Genomic DNA, 17334 nt, shown 5'->3' on the forward strand with positions numbered 1-17334 from the left:
TATTTTTCTTATCACGGGCGGGCCTTCCGTTGCCTAGGGTTAGTTCATGCCTCATATTCTATACCGGCTGTCAATGCGTAAGTTCTATATATGATAAGCAAGCTGTCGCAGGCTTTAAGGGGGCAAGAGTTTTCACAACGGCTCAAACAACGCCGTCAAATCCTCGGCTGTCAGCTTCAACGATTCTTCTTTGTCGCCGCCTTTGTAAATCCCCTCGGCCAAGGCGCGCTTTTTGTCCTGCATTGCGATAATTTTTTCTTCGACCGTGTTTTCAGTAATCAATTTGTAGATGAAAACCGGCTTGTCCTGGCCGATACGATGGGCGCGGTCCGCGGCTTGGCTTTCGGCGGCGGGGTTCCACCAGGGGTCGTAGATGATCACGGTATCGGCTTCGGTCAGGTTCAGGCCGACGCCGCCGGCTTTCAGGCTGATCAGGAATACGTTTACTTCGCCGCTTTTGAACCGCTCTATCGCTTCGTCGCGGTTGCGGGTTTGGCCGGTCAGTTTGGCGTAGCCGATTTTCCGGGCGTTCAATTCGTTTTCAATCAGCGCAATCATCCGTGTGAATTGTGAGAACACTAAAATCCGGCGGCCTTCTTCCAACTGTTCCGGCAGCATTTCCATCAGCAGGTCGAGCTTGGCGGATTCCTGTACTTTTTGCGCTTCTTTCAACGACAAGGTGCGCGGGTCGCAGCAGGTTTGACGCAGTTTCAGCAACGCGTCGAGTATGGTGATGTGGCTGCGCGACATGCCTCTTTCGGCAATCGCGTCGCGGACTTTCTTTTCCATGGTCAGGCGGATGCTTTCGTACAGCGCGGCTTGTTTTTGATAAAGCGGGACCGAACGGATAATTTCGGTTTTAGGCGGCAATTCGGTGGCGACTTCGTGTTTGGTACGGCGCAGCATGAACGGCGCAACCCGGCGCGACAGCTTTGCGCGTTTTTCGCCATCGCCATATATCTCAATCGGAGTACGGTAGTGTTTTTTAAATGCGGCGAGGTCGCCGAGAAAGCCCGGCATCAGGAAGTCGAATTGCGCCCACAGTTCGCCCAGATGGTTTTCCATCGGCGTGCCGGTCAGGCAAAGCCGGTGATTGGCTTTGATGCGGCGCACCAGTTGCGCGGCTTTGGACAGCGGGTTTTTTACGGTCTGGGCTTCGTCGAGGATCAGGTAATGGTACTCGTGTTCGAGCAGCGTTTCCTCGTCTCGCGGCAGCAGCGGGTAGGTGGTCAGGATCAGGTCGTAGTCCCTGATTTTGTAAAACAGCTGTTTACGTTCTGTGCCCTGTAAAATCAGGATTTTCAAGTCGGGCGTGAAGCGTTCGGTTTCCCGCCGCCAGTTGCTCATCAGGCTGGTCGGCGCGATGATCAGGCTGGGCAGGTTCATGCGGCCGCTTTGTTTTTCGAGCAACAGGTGGCTTAGCGTCTGTATGGTTTTACCGAGTCCCATGTCGTCGGCGAGGATGCCGGAGAATTTATATTCCCGCAGAAATTGCAGCCAGTTGAGGCCATGTTGCTGGTAAGGCCGTAGCTCCGCCTGCAAGTTGTCAGGCGGGGCGACGTTTTCGATGCCGCTGAAGTTTTTCAGCTTTTGCCCCAGTTCCCGCAGCTCTTTGCCGCCGTTGATGGAGAATATGCCGTGGTTGTGTTCTTCCAAGTCGGCCAGCATTGCGGCGTTAAAACGGGATAGTCTCAGCGAGCCGTCTTGGCCCATCGTGCTGCTGTTGAATAGCTCTATCAACACGTTCAGGAAAGGTTTGATTTTACTGCTGGGCAGGCTCAGGTAATTGTGCGCGCCCAGAGGGATGCTAAGCATTTCCGGCAGGTTTTCGGGGTCGTAATTTTCCAGCACCGGCATGATTAACGGCAGCAAGGGCAGGGGCTGGCCGTCTATTTCGATGTTAAAGGTCATCTCGAACCAGTCTTGCTGGCCTTCGCTGATTTGTGCGTCCCAGTTGTGAGCGGTTTGGAAATTCAGCAGGAAACTTTCATCGATGTCGATGAGCCAGCCGTCTTGTTCGAGTTCCAGCAGGCTGTCTTGCAGGAATTCTCCCCAGCGTGCGGCGCTATCCATTGGCGTTTTCGCCGGACTGAACAACAGCAGTTCCTGTACGCCGCTTTCTATCGATGGGGCAGTGATAAAGCCAAGCTCGGTCAAGCGATGTACGGCCTGTTGTTCGGCGCCTATGTCGCGTTTAATCCGGATCAGGCCGCGATTGGTTTTCACGACGCTGTAATCTTCCGTGGGGGTTGCGGAAATTGTCCATTCGCCGTAACTGAAGCTGACGGCCATAAAATGGGTGTACTGCTGGGCGTTAAGCTGATGTCCGAACAGCAAAAGTTTAGGCGTCGGCGATAGCTGGTCGGCTTCGATTAACTCGACTTTTTTAGGCGCAGGAATCGGCAAGCCGGGATGTTCGATAATCAGGCGTTGGCTAAACTCATCGGCATATTCGGGCGGAATGCGCGGCGCGGCCAGGATTGTGGCAAGTTGATCGCTTGAAAGATGAGGCGCTCTGAACGGACCGATCAGTCCCAACGCTTCATCCAGGTATTGCGGCGGGTCTGTCAGCAGCAGCATTGCAGGCGGATCGATTTTGGCCGTTAATTGATAGTCGCCGTTGTCGGCTGTTTGCCAGCTAAATTTTAATTCGCGGTCGGTTCCTTTTTTTAACGGAGCTTGTTCAACGTCTTTCCAGAATAACCGGCCGCTTTCCAATAACTTGGATAACGCTAAATAGCCGGTTGCGCCGGCAATCAATGGTTCATCTTTAAATGAAGGGTTAAGCGCTGTCAGCAGTTTTGCTATTTCTTGATCTTCCGGTTGGACGTAATTGAGGTGGGAATAGCTATAACGCAGGCTATTCAAGACAGTTTTCCGGCCTTTGTGCAATCCTCCGGCTTTCTTTTCTTTCGTGACTAACAGGTCTATAGTGAATTCGTATTTCGCATTGCCGGGCTTCAGGATGTAGGCGATAAAATCCTGGCGAATATCGTGTTGCACGGGCGCGCGCTGATGAAGGCTATCGAGCCAATCGAGGCAGTTAGGTTTTGCCTCCTGTGAAGACGCGTTCTGGTTGGGGCTTTGATACATCAGGCAAACAGCGGCAACGTGTTTGCAGTTATAGCCGACCGGGCATGTGCAGTCGCCTTCAATCTCTGCCGCTCTATAGTCGGGACGCCAGACGATGCGGATATTCTGCCGGTACGGGTCTTTATGGCTGCCTTGGACGGCGGCATTGATCTGGGCAAAAAGAGCGCCTTCGCTTTTGACTGTAAAAGTAATGACCATGCCTCTTTCAAAATAGCTGCGTCCCCGTTCGTAAAAAGCGTCGCCACATTCGTAGCGTATATCGGAGCGGAGCAGTTTTTTTTGTTTATTCATAGAAACAGGCTTGGACAGTTGAACAGGGCGCATATTGTACTGCAATCCGGCGTAGTTGCAGGAATAGGTATCTTTAACAATGGCGTTAGTGTAGGTTTTCTGATTAAGTATGATCAGAAACTGGCGATTAAAGCTGAGTTGAGCAGCTCGTCTGCGCAAACGAAACTTATGCCCTTTTGGGGGATAAAAATCCATAAACAGCAGGAGAATAAGAATGAAAAGGTATTTGTTAATTATCTGTTTATTGTTGAATGCTTGTGCGAATTTGCCCACTGCGATAAAAAATCCTCCTTCGAACGATATTTCCTATACTCAGGCAATCCAGAACGTTGCCGGTTATAAGGATGCACCGGTGCGCTGGGGAGGCATCATTACCGATGTGGAGAATGAACAGAACTTTACTCAGGTACAGGTGTTGTATTATCCATTGGACTGGGAGGGCGAACCGGAGACGGATAAGCCGAACGCGGGCCGATTCGTTTTTAAAACTCAAGAGTTTCTTGATCCGGCTGTTTATACCAAAAATACCGAGATCACAGTCGCCGGCACTCTTATCGGCGATATTGAACGTACGGTAGGCAAAAAAGTGATGCGCTTACCATTGATTTCAGCCACGACCATTTACCGCTGGCCGGTTTACGAATGCGACAGCCGTTATGACGGTTACGGCTACAATCCTTACTATACCGGCTATCCTTATTACTGGGGCGACTATTATTGGCCGTTCGCGCGACCGGGGGTGCGCTATCGTTAAAACATATTATGACAAGAATTTGAGTTTTTTTTAGTAGAGGTCTGGTTTATTTTTTTTGTTGCTATATAATACGCGGCTTACCAGAGTTATCGATGCCTCGGTGGCGAAATTGGTAGACGCAAGGGACTTAAAATCCCTCGGGGGAAACCCCGTGCCGGTTCGACTCCGGCCCGAGGCACCATTGGAATCAAGAGCTTAGGCCAAAAGCCAAGTTCTTTTTTTATGCCTGTCGTTTTTGTGGGACACTTCAAAATAACACACCACAACAAGTCCCAATAGTTAGGGGAAAACTCTGGGCTTGATCTGACAATTGCCAAAATTAGTCTCGGCTCGGCCCTTTGCGGTCGTTGCTCTCCTCTCCAAGGTGTCTCAACTGCAGTTACAGACGTTTTGTTTGTAGCATTTCAAACTGCCATACACTGCTTCGCAGCAGTTCCACTAAGTATTTATAAAAATCTACGCAAGGCATCAAACATCCCGTATCATATAATGATATGAACCTGAATCCAGAATCGCCCCTCCTTTACCGTAATTCGGCATATCAGATTTTGCGTCTACATGACCCGGTTGCAGGCACTGTGATTGTTAAGCGTTGCAACACCTCACTCGGCGTCAACGATTCGGCTTGGCAAGCATTACAGAACGAGCAGCGCATCCTTGCCCGTCTGCAAGGTGTGACGGGGTGTCCGCAATTAATACGCCTCGATTTGGCATCAATGGAGCTGGTGTTGGCCGATTTTGGTGGTGTCGTACTGAGTGATTCGGGATTGTTGGGACAGGTTGGCCTAGAAGGTTTCCTAACACTGGCCGAACAACTAGCGCAGATACTTGCCGACCTGCATCAGTGCGGTGTAATTCACAAGGACATCAATCCTACTAACATCTTGGTACGGCCAGATGATTTGAGTGTGCAACTGATCGATTTCGGTAGCGCCACGACCTTTGCCGCCGAGCAAGTGTCTCTGGATACTTCAAATTTCCAGGCTGCCTCCCCGGCCTACATGTCTCCCGAACAGACCCGACGCATGAATCGAACGGTAGATTACCGTACCGATCTGTATTCTCTTGGCGCCACGTTATACGCACTGGCTACCGGCACCCCGCCTTTTGCTGGCGATGATGTGCTCGCGCTAGTGCGCGCCCACCTCGCTGAACCCCCAACGTCGCCGTCGAAGCAATCACCTTGGATGCCTGCGCAGCTTGCCGAAATGATCCTGTGCTTATTGGCCAAGGATCCCGACGCTCGCTACCAGAGTGCTGCCGGTCTGCTGCACGATCTGCGCGGCATCGGCGCCGCTGTGGCAGTCGGCTCGTCACTGTCAACCATCGAGTTGCGCCGGCACGACCTGCCACTTTCGCCCCGTTCCCCGTGCCGGCTGTATGGCCGTGCGCAAGAGTGTGCACATCTTCAAGAAGCCTTTGACGGCGCACGGCGCTGCATTCGGCAGGGGATTTTTGTTGCCGGCTATTCCGGAGTGGGAAAGAGCGCATTGATCCACGAACTGCACCGGCCCGTGGCCTTGGTCGATGGGCTGTTTCTGGAGGGGAAATTCGAGCAATTCTTGAGCGACCGGCCTTTCCACGCTCCCGCTCAAGCCCTGCGTCAGCTGACCCAATGGCTGTCTGGATGCTCCGAGGACAAACAAGAACAACTGCGGCAACAACTGCTCGATGCGCTCGGCCCGGATGCCGGTGTGCTGTGCGAGGCGGTGCCTGAGTTGGAAAACTTCATCGGCGTGCAACCAATCGCCCAAGCCCTTGGCCTGATCGAAGCCCAACGGCGCCTGCGGCGTTTGCTGGTTGCCTTCCTGCGCACGCTGGCCTCGGTCAACCAGCCCATCGTGTTGTTCCTCGACGATTTGCAGTGGGCGGACCAACCTTCATTGGACTTTATTGCAGCCTTGTTAGAAGACGTTCAGCTTGATGGCTTCTTGTTCATCGGCGCTTATCGCGACAATGAAGTCGATACTACCCACCCCTTGCATCAATTGTTGCAGGTACAGCTAGCTCAGGGCCTGGCCAGCCAGTTGCGACTCGAACCTCTGGACTCCGACAATATTGGCGCGCTGTTGGCCGACATGCTGGGCCAAGCACCAACAGAAGTCGCTGCGTTGGTGGAGGGGATATTCGCCAAGACCGGTGGCAATCCATTTTTTAGTATCGAATTGGTGCAGACGCTGTATCGCGAAGGAATACTGCGTCCCGATACAGAAGCCGGGCGCTGGCTCTGCGACGATGCTGCCTTGGCGGCGCGGCAGGTCAGCTGCAATGTTGTCGACTTTCTCATGGCCAATCTGGCCGGCGCCCAGCAGGTCGTCAGCGATGAATTGGTCATCGCCGCCTGCCTGGGCACGAGTTGCAGTCTGGCGATGCTGGCGCTAGCGAGCGGCAGCGAATTGCCTGAACTCGTGGCCCGCCTTCAACCCGCGCTGGAGTACGGCATCATCGAGAGCCCCGACGTATTAGCCTTCGAACGAATGGCACCGGATGCAAAGCTTCACTTCTGCCACGACCGCATGCAACAGGCGGTTTATCAGATGCGCGACGAGCACTGGCGCAGTCGCCAGCACTTGGCCATCGCACGCCGTTTCGCCGACGCCGACTCTTTTCTGGCCGCTATGCATTATGCTCAGGCGCCGGAACTTGTTGAGGCGAAATGCGAAGCAACCGAGCGCGACCGGATTCGCGGTTTGTTCCGCGATGCCGCTAGTCAGGCCGGGCAGGTCGGCGCCTTCGCAACGGCCGAGCGCTTTCTGCGCTTGGCGATCGCCTTACTGTCATCGCAACCCTGGAGCACCAGTTTCACCGTTTGCAGCGAATTGCATACGCAATATCATTTAATTTTGTACAGCTTGGCGCGTTACGATGAGGCTGATGCCGTCTATCGACTACTGGCCGAGCATAACAACAAGCCCCTGCAACTGGTCGATGCCGCTTGCACCCAGATCCGCAGCTTGTCCAACCGTACTCGTTATTCGGAAGGTATTGCTATCGGCGCCACCCTACTTGGCCTCCTCGATCAAGAACCGCCACTCGCCGCGCTTTTACCGGCCTTGCAGGAGGAGCTTGACTATTTGTACCGGCAACTGGCCGAGGGTACCCTGGATCGACTAGCGGATGCCCCGGCTGTGAACGACATGACGCAAAGTGCCATCGCCAAGTTGCAAAACCATATGATTCCCGTGGCCTTCTTTGCCGAGCCGCTACTGGCGTGCTGGTTGTCGGTGCGTTTGGCGCGCCGATGGCTGAATGAAGGCTATTCGGATCAGTTCATCTATGCGACCGCATGCACCATTCTGGCGACCATTCCCTTACGGAATGACTACGCCAGCGGCTACCGCGTTGCGCGCCACGCCCTTGAGATCGGCCTGCAACGCGATGGCGGAGTAGAAACGGCACGCACCGAACATGTTTTCGCACTCTTCAACTGCCACTGGTTTGAACCGCTTTCCGAGGCTTTGGATCATGCCCGTTCCGCCTTCAACAAGCTGATCCGTGCCGGCGAGTTTGAATTCGCCAGTTACACCTTCTTCACATCGCAAGCCGCCATGCTCGGGACCTGCAATCATCTTGCGCAGTTCAAGAACGAGATTGCCGCAGCTTTCGAGATCACAAGGAAAACCGGGAATCTACATGCCGAGCAAGCCTTTGTCGCCTTCCGGCAACTTGCGCGAGCCCTCGAAGGCGAAACAGTCGGCCCAGGCAGTTTCGAGACTGAAGACTGTTCAGAATATAAGCATCTAGAGGTCATTGCCCACAATCCGATGGCTCGTTGCTACTTCCATGCCTATCGCGCCTTGTCGGCCCTGTTGTTCAATGATCGCGAGGCACTGATCTTCCATGCCGATGCCGCAGCCACATTGACTCCTTATATTGTCGGTTTCTACCCAACCGCACTGGTCAATTTTTTGCACTCGTTCTCATTGCTGGAAAAGCTGAACGATGCGCCAGATGCGATGCGCGAGACATTACTTCTACACGTCGGACAAAACCAGATATGGCTTGGCGCAAGGGCCGCCGACTCGCCCATGAATTTCGCCTATCTGCACGATCTCATTGAGGCCTATAGGTTTGACCGGCTAGGGCAGCCCTGGTCTGCCCTGCAAAGCTTCGAGCAAGCCATGCGGTGGAGCACCGAACAGCGGCATGGCTGGCAACTTGCTCTGATCATGGAACACGCCGGCACTTGCTATTTGCGTCACGGTTTGGAGTCCTGTGGGCGTCACCTGTTGAATAAGGCTCTCAAGCGCTATCAACTCTGGGGGGCTTCCGGCAAGACCAATGCCATGCTAGCTGCCTATCCGTTCCTCGATCTGGTTCGTCACCATGGCACTACCACCAGGAGCGTGAATTCCGATACGATCGATCTTGAAGCCCTATTGCGCGCTTCCCAGGCGCTGGCATCGGAAATTTCGCTTACTAGCTTAACCGACAGGTTGGTAACGCTGATCGGCCAACTGACTGGAGCTACTGACGTACGTTTTCTCCTCCTCGATGACGCAGAGGGGTGGAGCCTCGAAGGGGGCCTGCGCGACCAGCAGCCACTAGAACGCATGTCCCTGGCCATGGCCGTCGAACGGCAACTACTACCCGCCAGATCCTGGCACTTGTTCCAGAAAATACGTGAGCCGTTGATTTCTGAGGACGCCGTAAGCGACAGCCGATTTATTGGCGACCTTTACTTTACCGATTTGCAGTACTGCTCGTTGCTGGCTCTGCCAATATTAACCCATGGCACGGTTACAGCCATTCTGAGTCTGGAAAATCGCCTTTGCCGCGCGGCGTTTACACCGCAGCGTATCGAAATGGTCACCCTGCTTTGCTCGCAGTTGTCGATTTCGATTGAAAACAGCCGGCTGTATGAGTCGCTGGAACGTAAGGTCAATCAACGGACAAAGGAACTGGCCGAAGTTAATGCTCAGTTGTTGGCACTGAGCGAGTGTGATGGCCTTACCGGCATTGCCAATCGGCGCAAGTTCGACATGGTCTGGGCCGACGAACTAAGACGTTCCGCGCGGCAGCAGTTACCGGTTGCAGTAATCATGATCGACATCGATTATTTCAAGGGTTACAACGACCATTATGGACATCAGGAAGGCGACGCTTGTTTGCGACAGGTTGCACAAACGCTGGCCACCACGCTGCAGCGCGGCAATGACCTTGTGGCACGTTATGGCGGCGAGGAATTCGTTGTCGTAATGCCGGGTTTGACCGATGCCCAGGCGGCTACAGTGGCCGATCGGTTACGCCAAGCAGTCGAAGCCAGTGCGATTCCACATGCGAAGAGCAGCGCTGGTCCGGTAGTGACGATCAGTGCCGGCGTAGCGGCCGGAGTTCCTCATAGCCCTGCCGACCCTGGAGAAATATTGACTGTAGCGGACGCCCGGCTATATCAGGCCAAACAGTCAGGCCGCAACCGGGTCGTCTCAGCCTGATCTGGACGTCGAATGGCTGACTCAACACTGAGTCGCCATATGTATGCCTCCAAGTTTGTCTTGAATCCTTGTAGTTCAAATGACTGACTACTAGAGCATTTCTTTGTTAGTTAAAGAGTCGCTCACGCGACGGATTATTTGAATCGGGGTCTCGCCCCCGAAGGCGAGATACTTTCTTTTGCTCCGCCAAAAGAAAGTATCCAAAGAAAAGGCGGCCCGTTGCCGCTTGTTTCCTGCGCTCCTCACTTTCACCGGGGGGTGCCAGAAGGGCCATCCCTGGCCCTCTGGCAACGCGCGGCCTCCTTGCCGCGCCCCTGCGGGCATTTTCCCGGCGAAAGCTCCGGTGCTCGGCGCAGCAAACGGGACTTAATTCGTGCTCTTGCAAACACCTATTGCCCAACAAATAGCGTGCAATCATCAGGACTGATCTTAAGTAATCGAGAATTGCTCTAGTCCGTTTACCTGCAAAGCAGTCTATGACAAAGGTTGGTACAGATTGAAAGACCGGCAGGAAGTCGAAGCAACCTGCAACATCTTGATGGATGAAAACTGGCTGATGATGGAACGCAAACCAGCAACCGGCAATCGTGGACGGCCACTTTTGCTTTAACCACGTTTTTCTATAAAAATGCGTAGACCTGGATTCCGCTAAAACCGCTAAATTATTTTAGCTATTTTATCGGGGTCTGGGTTAGGCATTTTTGATAAAAAATAGATGCACGGCACTATATTACAGGAGGCTGAATAACGATAAATCAATACCCTGTAGAGATAGACGCCGCAACGGGCGAGATTGAAACTCTACCCCCGCAGAAAGGCCAGCGTTACCGATGCAAGCTAGACACTATGGCTGACGTGAAGCGGAAAATGGCAAAGGTATATCGAGAAGCACGGTCTGGGATTGTGGATGGACAGGACGCGGTCAAATTAACGTGGATGTTGCAGGCAGTCGGCAAAGTGATTGAAGGCAGCGACCTGGAAAAACGGATAGATGCATTGGCGAATAAACAACGAGACTGAAGACCAGAGTAGATAGGTTGGAAGCACCGAACGGCGCAAAGGCGACAACAGCACCGACAATAAAGCTTCGTCCGCAAATATCAGAGGCAGCCTGGGCGGAGCAAAATGGGTATTAAATCAAGGCTGGAAAAATTGGAGCACCAACATAAAGCAGAGAATGATAACAAGTGCGTGACTGTCGCTCATAATTTGTTTGGGTGTGGAAGTGAAGAAAAACAGCTTGAGGCATGAAAGAAAAAATATCCGGGCCTTGAGCCAAATACTCTTCATATAAGGGTGGTCCCGATGAAGGCTAATTGGACGGAGACTTTAAAGATATTTAGCAATGTTCATAAGAGAGCAAAAAACCGGCTAACTATGCCGGTTTTTTGTTTGTTCCGTGGGACACTCAGCCATAAAAAACGGTGAAAAGCTGCAAATAAAGACAACAAGGAATTAAGCCTAATGTGCTGATTTTATTGTTATTGGTTGTTGTGTTTTTTGTAAGCTATTGATCTATAATAGACTTAAAGTTCTTCAGGGGAAACTCCGTGCAGGCTCGGCTCCGGCCCGAGGCACCATCTATTTAAAGGCTTAGGCGATGCCAAATCCTTTTTTATTGTCCGCTGTTTTATATTAGGCATCCAAGGCGCGCCGCCGTCTATAACGGTAATAAGCCCGGTCCGCCAATCTATACTGTCTATCCATACAATCCGAAAATTCCGACGCGAACTCAGCGTTTAAGATTTTTAAATAGAGAGTCCAAGCTTCCAACGTTAATTTTTTTAGCATCATTTTTCCCTCAACCTAAGCCGGAAACGGCGCAATAAGCCATTTCAGTTGAAATTAAAATTCAGTCCAGCATGCACCTGAAAACGGTTGATTCGCAGAATAGAACCTTCAATGCTTGCAATCAATAAGTGCTATTACCTAGCTAAATCAATAGTGTGGGTTATTTAGCATTTTTAGGGCGGGTGATTTTGAGCGCTCGAAACCTATGCGGTTACGAGAACTAATTCTTGGCACCGTTATTATTCAACCGGTTTACGAAGCCAATCCCCAACAATAAAACCAGCGCTCCCCACAACAACCCCGGTACCAACCAAAACCAGTTTTGGTAGAACGTTGCAGGCGGATTTTTCAGGTAAGGCACTTCGTATAAACCGGACCAAGCTTGATGCACCGGCGAGCGCTGCAGGATTTCTCCCGAGGCTAGCGAGACGGTGGATATGCCGGTGTTGGTGACGCGCAATACCGGTCGGCGAAACTCCACGCCGCGCGCCAGCGTCATGTACATGTGCTGGTAGGGTTCCTGCCATGCGCCGTACCAGGAGTCGTTGGTCGCGTTGACAATGAATTGCGCGCCCAGCTCGGCCAATGAGCGCGAGAATTTCGGGAATAGGCTTTCATAGCAGATCTGCGCGCCCATTTTATAACCGTTCCAGTGCAGCAATTCGCTCGGGCCGCGGCCTCTGGCAAAGTGGCCGGTCGGCGGCAGCCAGTTGCGGATTTCGGGGAAAAACTGTTCGCCGGGAATATATTCGCCAAAGGCCAACAAGATCGATTTGCTGTAATGCGGCGGTACGATCTCGCCGTCTTTATTCAATACGAACAGAGAATTGGTAATCAAGCGGGACGGCTGATCGACGCTGTAAGCGCCAGTGATCAGCGGCAGTTGGCGGTTTTGTAGAAACTGTGCCAGGGCTACAGGATAGGCGTCGGATTTAAATTGTTCTCCCAATAATGCCGGAAACGCGGTTTCAGGCCACATCGCAAAGTCGATTTTTTCATTTTGATGGGCTTTAAGCGCATTGTCGGTCAGTGTGATGTAGCGAGTGAATATTTCTTTGCCGTAGCCTTTGCCAAGTTCGGCGGCCAGTTTTTCCGCGTTTTCGATATAGGCTTGGACTAGCAGCGCTTTAAACGATGCGTCCGGTTGCGGCAGCCGGTTTTTAAGCCAAAGACCGCCTGCGTTCAGCAATATAAAACCTGTAACAACAGTCGCTAAAATGATTTTGCCGGTTTTTTGTTTACGTTGCTCCCAGGCAATATAAAGCGGCAGATTGCAAAGCAGCGTTGCTGCGCTCAGTCCGCTGAAACCGATCACTTCCGCCCAATGGTAAACGGGGATATTGGCGCCGTACCAGGAATAACCGAAATTCCAGTCGAACAGGGTCAGCGAGTAGGCTTCGCACAGCGTAGTGATCAACGCCATCAAGCCGAGCGAAAGCTGCTTTGACCATTGGAACTTCTTTTGCCCCAGAAACCAGAGTACCCCCGCCAACGGTACAAATAAGTGCGCTATCAGTCCATAGATCACCATGCCGATGACCGCGACAGGCCAGTCCAGATGGGCGAATTCATGCAGCAAGTAAGTGACCCAGTTAAAGCCGATCAGCGTGAACACGAATGAGGTAATCAGGCCGCCGATAAAAATGTTTTTCAGGTTTGTTTGCCGGTTCCAAAAAAACCACAATGGTATAAAGCAGAACAAAGAGGCCCAAGGCGGGAAGGGGATGTAACTGGTGCCGATCAGGATGCCGGACAGGATAGGGGGTAACCAGGGCTTAAGGCTGTTCATGGTGTTAGAAATGCGGTGTTAATTATGCGGTGATAATCCGCCGCTAGAGACGCTCTGCGACTCGCACCGCTGGAGCGTGTAGGGGCGTTCCCACGCCGGAGCGGGGGAACGATGATATGTTTACAGCTTAACTCCCATGAATCTCCGCATGCAATGCGCGGTATTCGTCGGTCAGTTTATGATTGGGCACATAATGCACCATCGGTTTTGATTCCGTGTGCGATTCCCTGACTTTGACCGATGGCGAAATCATCGCGGCCAATACCGGCAAGCCTTCGGCAATAAGTTCTTCGACGATCTGGCGCGGCATATTGGCTTGTTTTTGGTATTGGTTGACGATGATGCCTTCAACTTCAAGGGCATGGTTATGGTCTGCCTTAACCTCCGCAACCACCTGCATCAGTGAATACAACGCTTCTCTGGCAAAAGTATCGCAATCGAACGGAATCAGGCATTTTTCGGCCGCAATCAATGCGGATTGGCTGTAGAAATTCAGGATGGGCGGCGTATCCATATAAATCTCGTCAAAGCCTTCCAGCTTCTCCAGCGCTTCTTTTAACTTAAAGATTTTCATCCGCGATTCCAAGCGACCTTGCAATGGCTCTAGATCGGGGTGGGAGGGCAGCACAAACAGGTTGGGGAACGGAGTTTCGTGTATCGCAGTTTCAAGCCCCGAACCGGATGAGCCGCCGCCAAACAGGGATAAGCTTAGGCAGTCTTTAAAAAAGTGGGCGATGGTTTTGTCGCTATCGCTGATTTTGTTGCCGAGCAGGTATTGCGTTGAGTTGCCCTGAACATCAAGATCGATGACCAATGTACGCTTGCCTTCAACAGCGCTGATGGCGGCTAAGTTGCATGTAATAGTCGATTTGCCGACGCCGCCTTTCTGGTTGAAAATGACTCTGCGCATGTTATCCCCGTTAAATCAAATAGTTGAAAGTCGCATTATAAAGCTTGGACCGGCAATATCAAATACGGATAAAGGTTTTGCCGTGGCATTGCGGACATTCGGGAATTTCGCTGGGTGTCTTAAAAGCAATTTCTTTTCCGCAGTCATCGCAGATAAAAGTCCCCGGCGATGTGACGTCGCCGCTGTGATAGGTGTGGGTCTCGGCAATTTGCTCGATTTTTGCCAGTTCGATGCGGGTTTTATCGGCAACGCTTAAGAAAGCGTCCAGCGCAAAGTTCTCGATTAACTCAATATCGAATTTAAACCATTCGGACAGCGATTCTTTATCTTCTTTTGCCGTCAGGCCATGGGCGGCATGTTCAATATCGCGTTTAACGAATTTTGAAACCTGGTCCAGTTCATCGTTGGTCAAATTGCTGTCTTTGCTGGTTTTTTCTTTCGATATTTCTAATGCTTCGGCAAAAGAGTGCAACGTCTCTTCCATGGTTTCATGGAGATGTTTCATAAAATCGGAATAGGCGGCGACAAGTTTGTTTTTATTCATAGGTTCAATTCCTGAAAATGGCGCTTTAGATTTAAGCAACTGTACGGTATTCTAACGCTTTTGACTGGTAAAAGACGAGAAGGATGCAAGAAAATTATAAGCCGTTGACGATTGAGCAAGAAGTACAGGCCGCCTGGGATAACTCGGGTGTGTTCAATGTGTCTGAATCGTCCCCACAAGACGACTGCAGGGATGCAGGAGGTAGAGCAACGCAGGGAGCAGTTGTCGAAAAGTATTACTGTTTGTCCATGTTTCCTTACCCTAGCGGCAAGCTGCACATGGGCCATGTCCGCAATTACACGATCGGCGACGTGATTAGCCGTTTCCAACGCATGCTGGGCAAGAACGTCATGCAGCCGATGGGCTGGGACGCGTTCGGATTGCCTGCGGAAAACGCGGCTATGCAGCACGGCGTGCATCCGGCCGATTGGACTTACAGCAACATCGACTACATGCGCGACCAGCTTAAACGCTTAGGTTTCGGTTACGATTGGAACCGCGAGCTGGCCACCTGCGATCCCGATTATTATAAGTGGGAGCAATGGTTCTTCCTGAAGCTGCTGGAAAAAGGCTTGGTTTACAAAAAGACAGCCCCGGTCAATTGGTGCCCGAACGACATGACCGTGCTGGCCAACGAACAGGTCATCGACGGTTGCTGCTGGCGTTGCGACACTAAAGTCGAGCGCAAGGAAATCGCGCAATGGTTCTTGAAAATCACCGCTTATGCCGACGAGTTGCTGGCTTCGCTGGAGACATTGGACGGCTGGCCGGAGCAGGTCAAGACCATGCAAGCCAACTGGATCGGCCGCTCCGAAGGCGTCGAAATGGATTTTGCGGTGCCGGGTTCCGAACAGCCGTTGCGCATTTACACGACCCGTCCCGATACGTTGATGGGCGTGACTTATCTGGCTGTCGCGGCCGAACATCCGGTCGCGCTGAAAGCTGCGGAAAGTAACACCGAGATCGCCGCGTTTATCGAAGCGTGCAAAACCATGGAAACGTCCGAAGCGGCGATGGAAACCATGGAAAAACTCGGTAAGGATTCCGGCGTCAAAGCTGTTCATCCGATTACCGGCGAACAAGTGCCGGTGTGGATCGCCAACTTCGTATTGATGGGCTACGGTACCGGCGCGGTGATGTCGGTTCCGGCGCACGACCAACGCGACTTCGAGTTTGCGCAAAAATACGGCATTGCGATTAAGCAAGTTATTTTCGCCAAAGACGGCGGCGAAGCGGATTGTTCAGAGCAGGCTTATACTGCAAAAGGCGTATTGAAAAACTCCGGCCAGTTCGACGGTTTGACGTCGGAGCAAGCGTTCGGCGCGATTGCCGAAGCGCTGGAAAAAGACGGCAAAGGCCTGCGCAAGACCAACTTCCGCCTGCGCGATTGGGGTGTTTCCCGCCAGCGTTATTGGGGCGCGCCGATTCCGGTTATTTACTGCGATGACTGCGGTACCGTGCCTGTTCCTGAAAAAGACTTACCGATTGAACTGCCAAGAGACGTTGTGCTGGACGGTTCGCAATCGCCTCTGATCGCGCATCCGACTTTCTCGCATACGACCTGCCCGTGCTGCGGCAAACCGGCGCGCCGCGAAACCGATACGTTCGATACGTTCATGGAGTCGTCCTGGTATTTCGCGCGTTTTGCCGGCAAAAATCCGGACCGCATGATCGACGAAAGCGCTAAATATTGGCTGCCGGTGGATCATTATATCGGCGGCATCGAACACGCGATTCTGCATTTGCTGTACGCGCGTTTTTACAACAAATTACTGCGCGACGAAGGGCTGTTGGTTGCCGACGAGCCGTTCAAACGCCTGTTGACGCAAGGCATGGTGCTGAAAGACGGCAGTAAAATGTCCAAATCCAAGGGTAATACGGTTGACCCGCAAGCGTTAATCGATCAGTACGGCGCCGATACCGTGCGCTTGTTCATCATGTTCGCAGCGCCGCCTGAGCAATCGCTGGAATGGTCCGACAGCGGCGTCGAAGGCGCGTTCAGGTTCCTGAAGCGGTTGTGGAAGCAGGCTTATACGCATTGCGAGGCGGGAGGTTCCACGGCGCCGCTGGATAAACAGACTCTGACTGCCGAGCAACAGGCGGTGCGTCGCCAGCTGCATTTGGCTATCCAGAAAGCGACCGACGATTTCGGCAGACGTTATACGTTTAATACGGTGATTGCGGCGAATATGGAGCTGATCAACAGCTTGTCCAAATTTACCGACGAGTCCGGCAACGGCAAAGCGATTCGTCAGGAAGCGTTGGAAGCAATTGTGCTGATGCTGTCGCCGATTGTGCCGCATATCTGCCATCAATTATGGTTGGATCTGGGGCATCAAGAAGCCGTGGTCACTGCATCATGGCCTAACGTCGACGAATCGGCCCTGGCGCAGGATACGCTGGAACTGGTATTGCAAGTCAACGGTAAGTTGCGCAGCAAAATGTCGGTGTCGATCAATGCGTCCAAGGAAGAAATAGAAGCCATGGCGCTGGATGATGAACACATTAAGCGTTTTATTGAAGACCAGCCGATCAAAAAGGTCATCGTGGTGCCTAAGAAGTTGGTTAATATTGTTATTTAGATGAAGGGCGAAGGGCTAAAAAAGCTTGCATTCGGGTTTAAGGGGCGTTGCAATTTTTAGCCTTTAGCCTTTAGCCTTTAGCCTTTAGCCTTTAGCCTTTAGCCTTTAGCCTTTAGCCTTTAGCCTTTAGCCTTTAGCCTTTAGC

The 17334-nt window shown here is 52.3% G+C and carries 8 protein-coding genes and 1 tRNA gene; 5 read left to right on the top strand and 4 right to left on the bottom strand.

What is annotated here, in order from left to right:
* Positions 1-132: 132 nt before the first annotated feature.
* Positions 133-3384, bottom strand: coding sequence for a DEAD/DEAH box helicase (locus EKO24_RS07385; RefSeq protein ID WP_127030506.1), 3252 nt, complete (start codon positions 3382-3384; stop codon positions 133-135).
* Positions 3385-3598: 214 nt separating this feature from the next.
* Here EKO24_RS07385 and EKO24_RS07390 point away from each other — a divergent pair, with 214 nt between their 5' ends.
* From EKO24_RS07390 to EKO24_RS22350, 4 genes are all read left to right on the top strand, one after another.
* The gene (locus tag EKO24_RS07390; RefSeq protein WP_127030507.1) at positions 3599-4138 is read left to right on the top strand and encodes a Slp family lipoprotein; all 540 of its coding nucleotides are present in this window, start codon (positions 3599-3601) and stop codon (positions 4136-4138) included.
* Between the two features lie 94 nt (positions 4139-4232).
* Positions 4233-4319, top strand: a tRNA-Leu gene (locus tag EKO24_RS07395).
* A 313-nt stretch (positions 4320-4632) separates the two neighbouring features.
* Positions 4633-9573 carry a diguanylate cyclase gene (locus tag EKO24_RS07400; RefSeq protein ID WP_127030508.1) on the top strand — a complete coding sequence of 1647 codons (4941 nt, stop codon included), beginning with the start codon at positions 4633-4635 and terminating at the stop codon, positions 9571-9573.
* Positions 9574-10440: 867 nt separating this feature from the next.
* Positions 10441-10593, top strand: a complete 153-nt coding sequence (locus EKO24_RS22350) for a hypothetical protein (protein WP_154671585.1) — start codon at positions 10441-10443, stop codon at positions 10591-10593.
* 991 nt (positions 10594-11584) lie between these two features.
* Here the strand turns inward: EKO24_RS22350 and lnt are convergent.
* The 3 genes from lnt to EKO24_RS07415 all read right to left on the bottom strand — a co-directional run bounded on the left by lnt (position 11585) and on the right by EKO24_RS07415 (position 14607).
* A complete protein-coding gene (gene lnt / locus EKO24_RS07405) occupies positions 11585-13153 on the bottom strand; it encodes an apolipoprotein N-acyltransferase (protein WP_127030509.1) in 1569 nt (522 codons plus the stop codon).
* A gap of 127 nt (positions 13154-13280) precedes the next feature.
* On the bottom strand, positions 13281-14063 hold the full coding sequence (locus EKO24_RS07410; RefSeq protein WP_127030510.1) for a ParA family protein: 783 nt from the start codon (positions 14061-14063) through the stop codon (positions 13281-13283).
* 58 nt (positions 14064-14121) lie between these two features.
* Positions 14122-14607 (bottom strand): zinc ribbon-containing protein, encoded by a 486-nt coding sequence (locus tag EKO24_RS07415; protein ID WP_127030511.1) that lies wholly within the window; start codon positions 14605-14607, stop codon positions 14122-14124.
* Between the two features lie 83 nt (positions 14608-14690).
* Here EKO24_RS07415 and leuS point away from each other — a divergent pair, with 83 nt between their 5' ends.
* Positions 14691-17189 (top strand): leucine--tRNA ligase, encoded by a 2499-nt coding sequence (gene leuS / locus EKO24_RS07420; RefSeq protein WP_127030512.1) that lies wholly within the window; start codon positions 14691-14693, stop codon positions 17187-17189.
* Positions 17190-17334: the final 145 nt, after the last annotated feature.

The organism is Candidatus Methylobacter oryzae, from assembly GCF_003994235.2.
GTDB classification, from domain to species: domain Bacteria; phylum Pseudomonadota; class Gammaproteobacteria; order Methylococcales; family Methylomonadaceae; genus Methylobacter_A; species Methylobacter_A oryzae.

Bases quoted from the DNA above. Each gene is read 5' to 3' on its own strand.
- EKO24_RS07415 (WP_127030511.1), bottom strand. From the start codon at position 14,607: ATGAATAAAAACAAACTTGTCGCCGCCTATTCCGATTTTATGAAACAT.
- EKO24_RS07385 (WP_127030506.1), bottom strand. From the start codon at position 3,384: ATGAATAAACAAAAAAAACTGCTCCGCTCCGATATACGCTACGAATGT.
- EKO24_RS07400 (WP_127030508.1), top strand. From the start codon at position 4,633: ATGAACCTGAATCCAGAATCGCCCCTCCTTTACCGTAATTCGGCATAT.
- lnt (WP_127030509.1), bottom strand. From the start codon at position 13,153: ATGAACAGCCTTAAGCCCTGGTTACCCCCTATCCTGTCCGGCATCCTG.
- EKO24_RS22350 (WP_154671585.1), top strand. From the start codon at position 10,441: ATGGCAAAGGTATATCGAGAAGCACGGTCTGGGATTGTGGATGGACAG.
- EKO24_RS07410 (WP_127030510.1), bottom strand. From the start codon at position 14,063: ATGCGCAGAGTCATTTTCAACCAGAAAGGCGGCGTCGGCAAATCGACT.
- EKO24_RS07390 (WP_127030507.1), top strand. From the start codon at position 3,599: ATGAAAAGGTATTTGTTAATTATCTGTTTATTGTTGAATGCTTGTGCG.
- leuS (WP_127030512.1), top strand. From the start codon at position 14,691: ATGCAAGAAAATTATAAGCCGTTGACGATTGAGCAAGAAGTACAGGCC.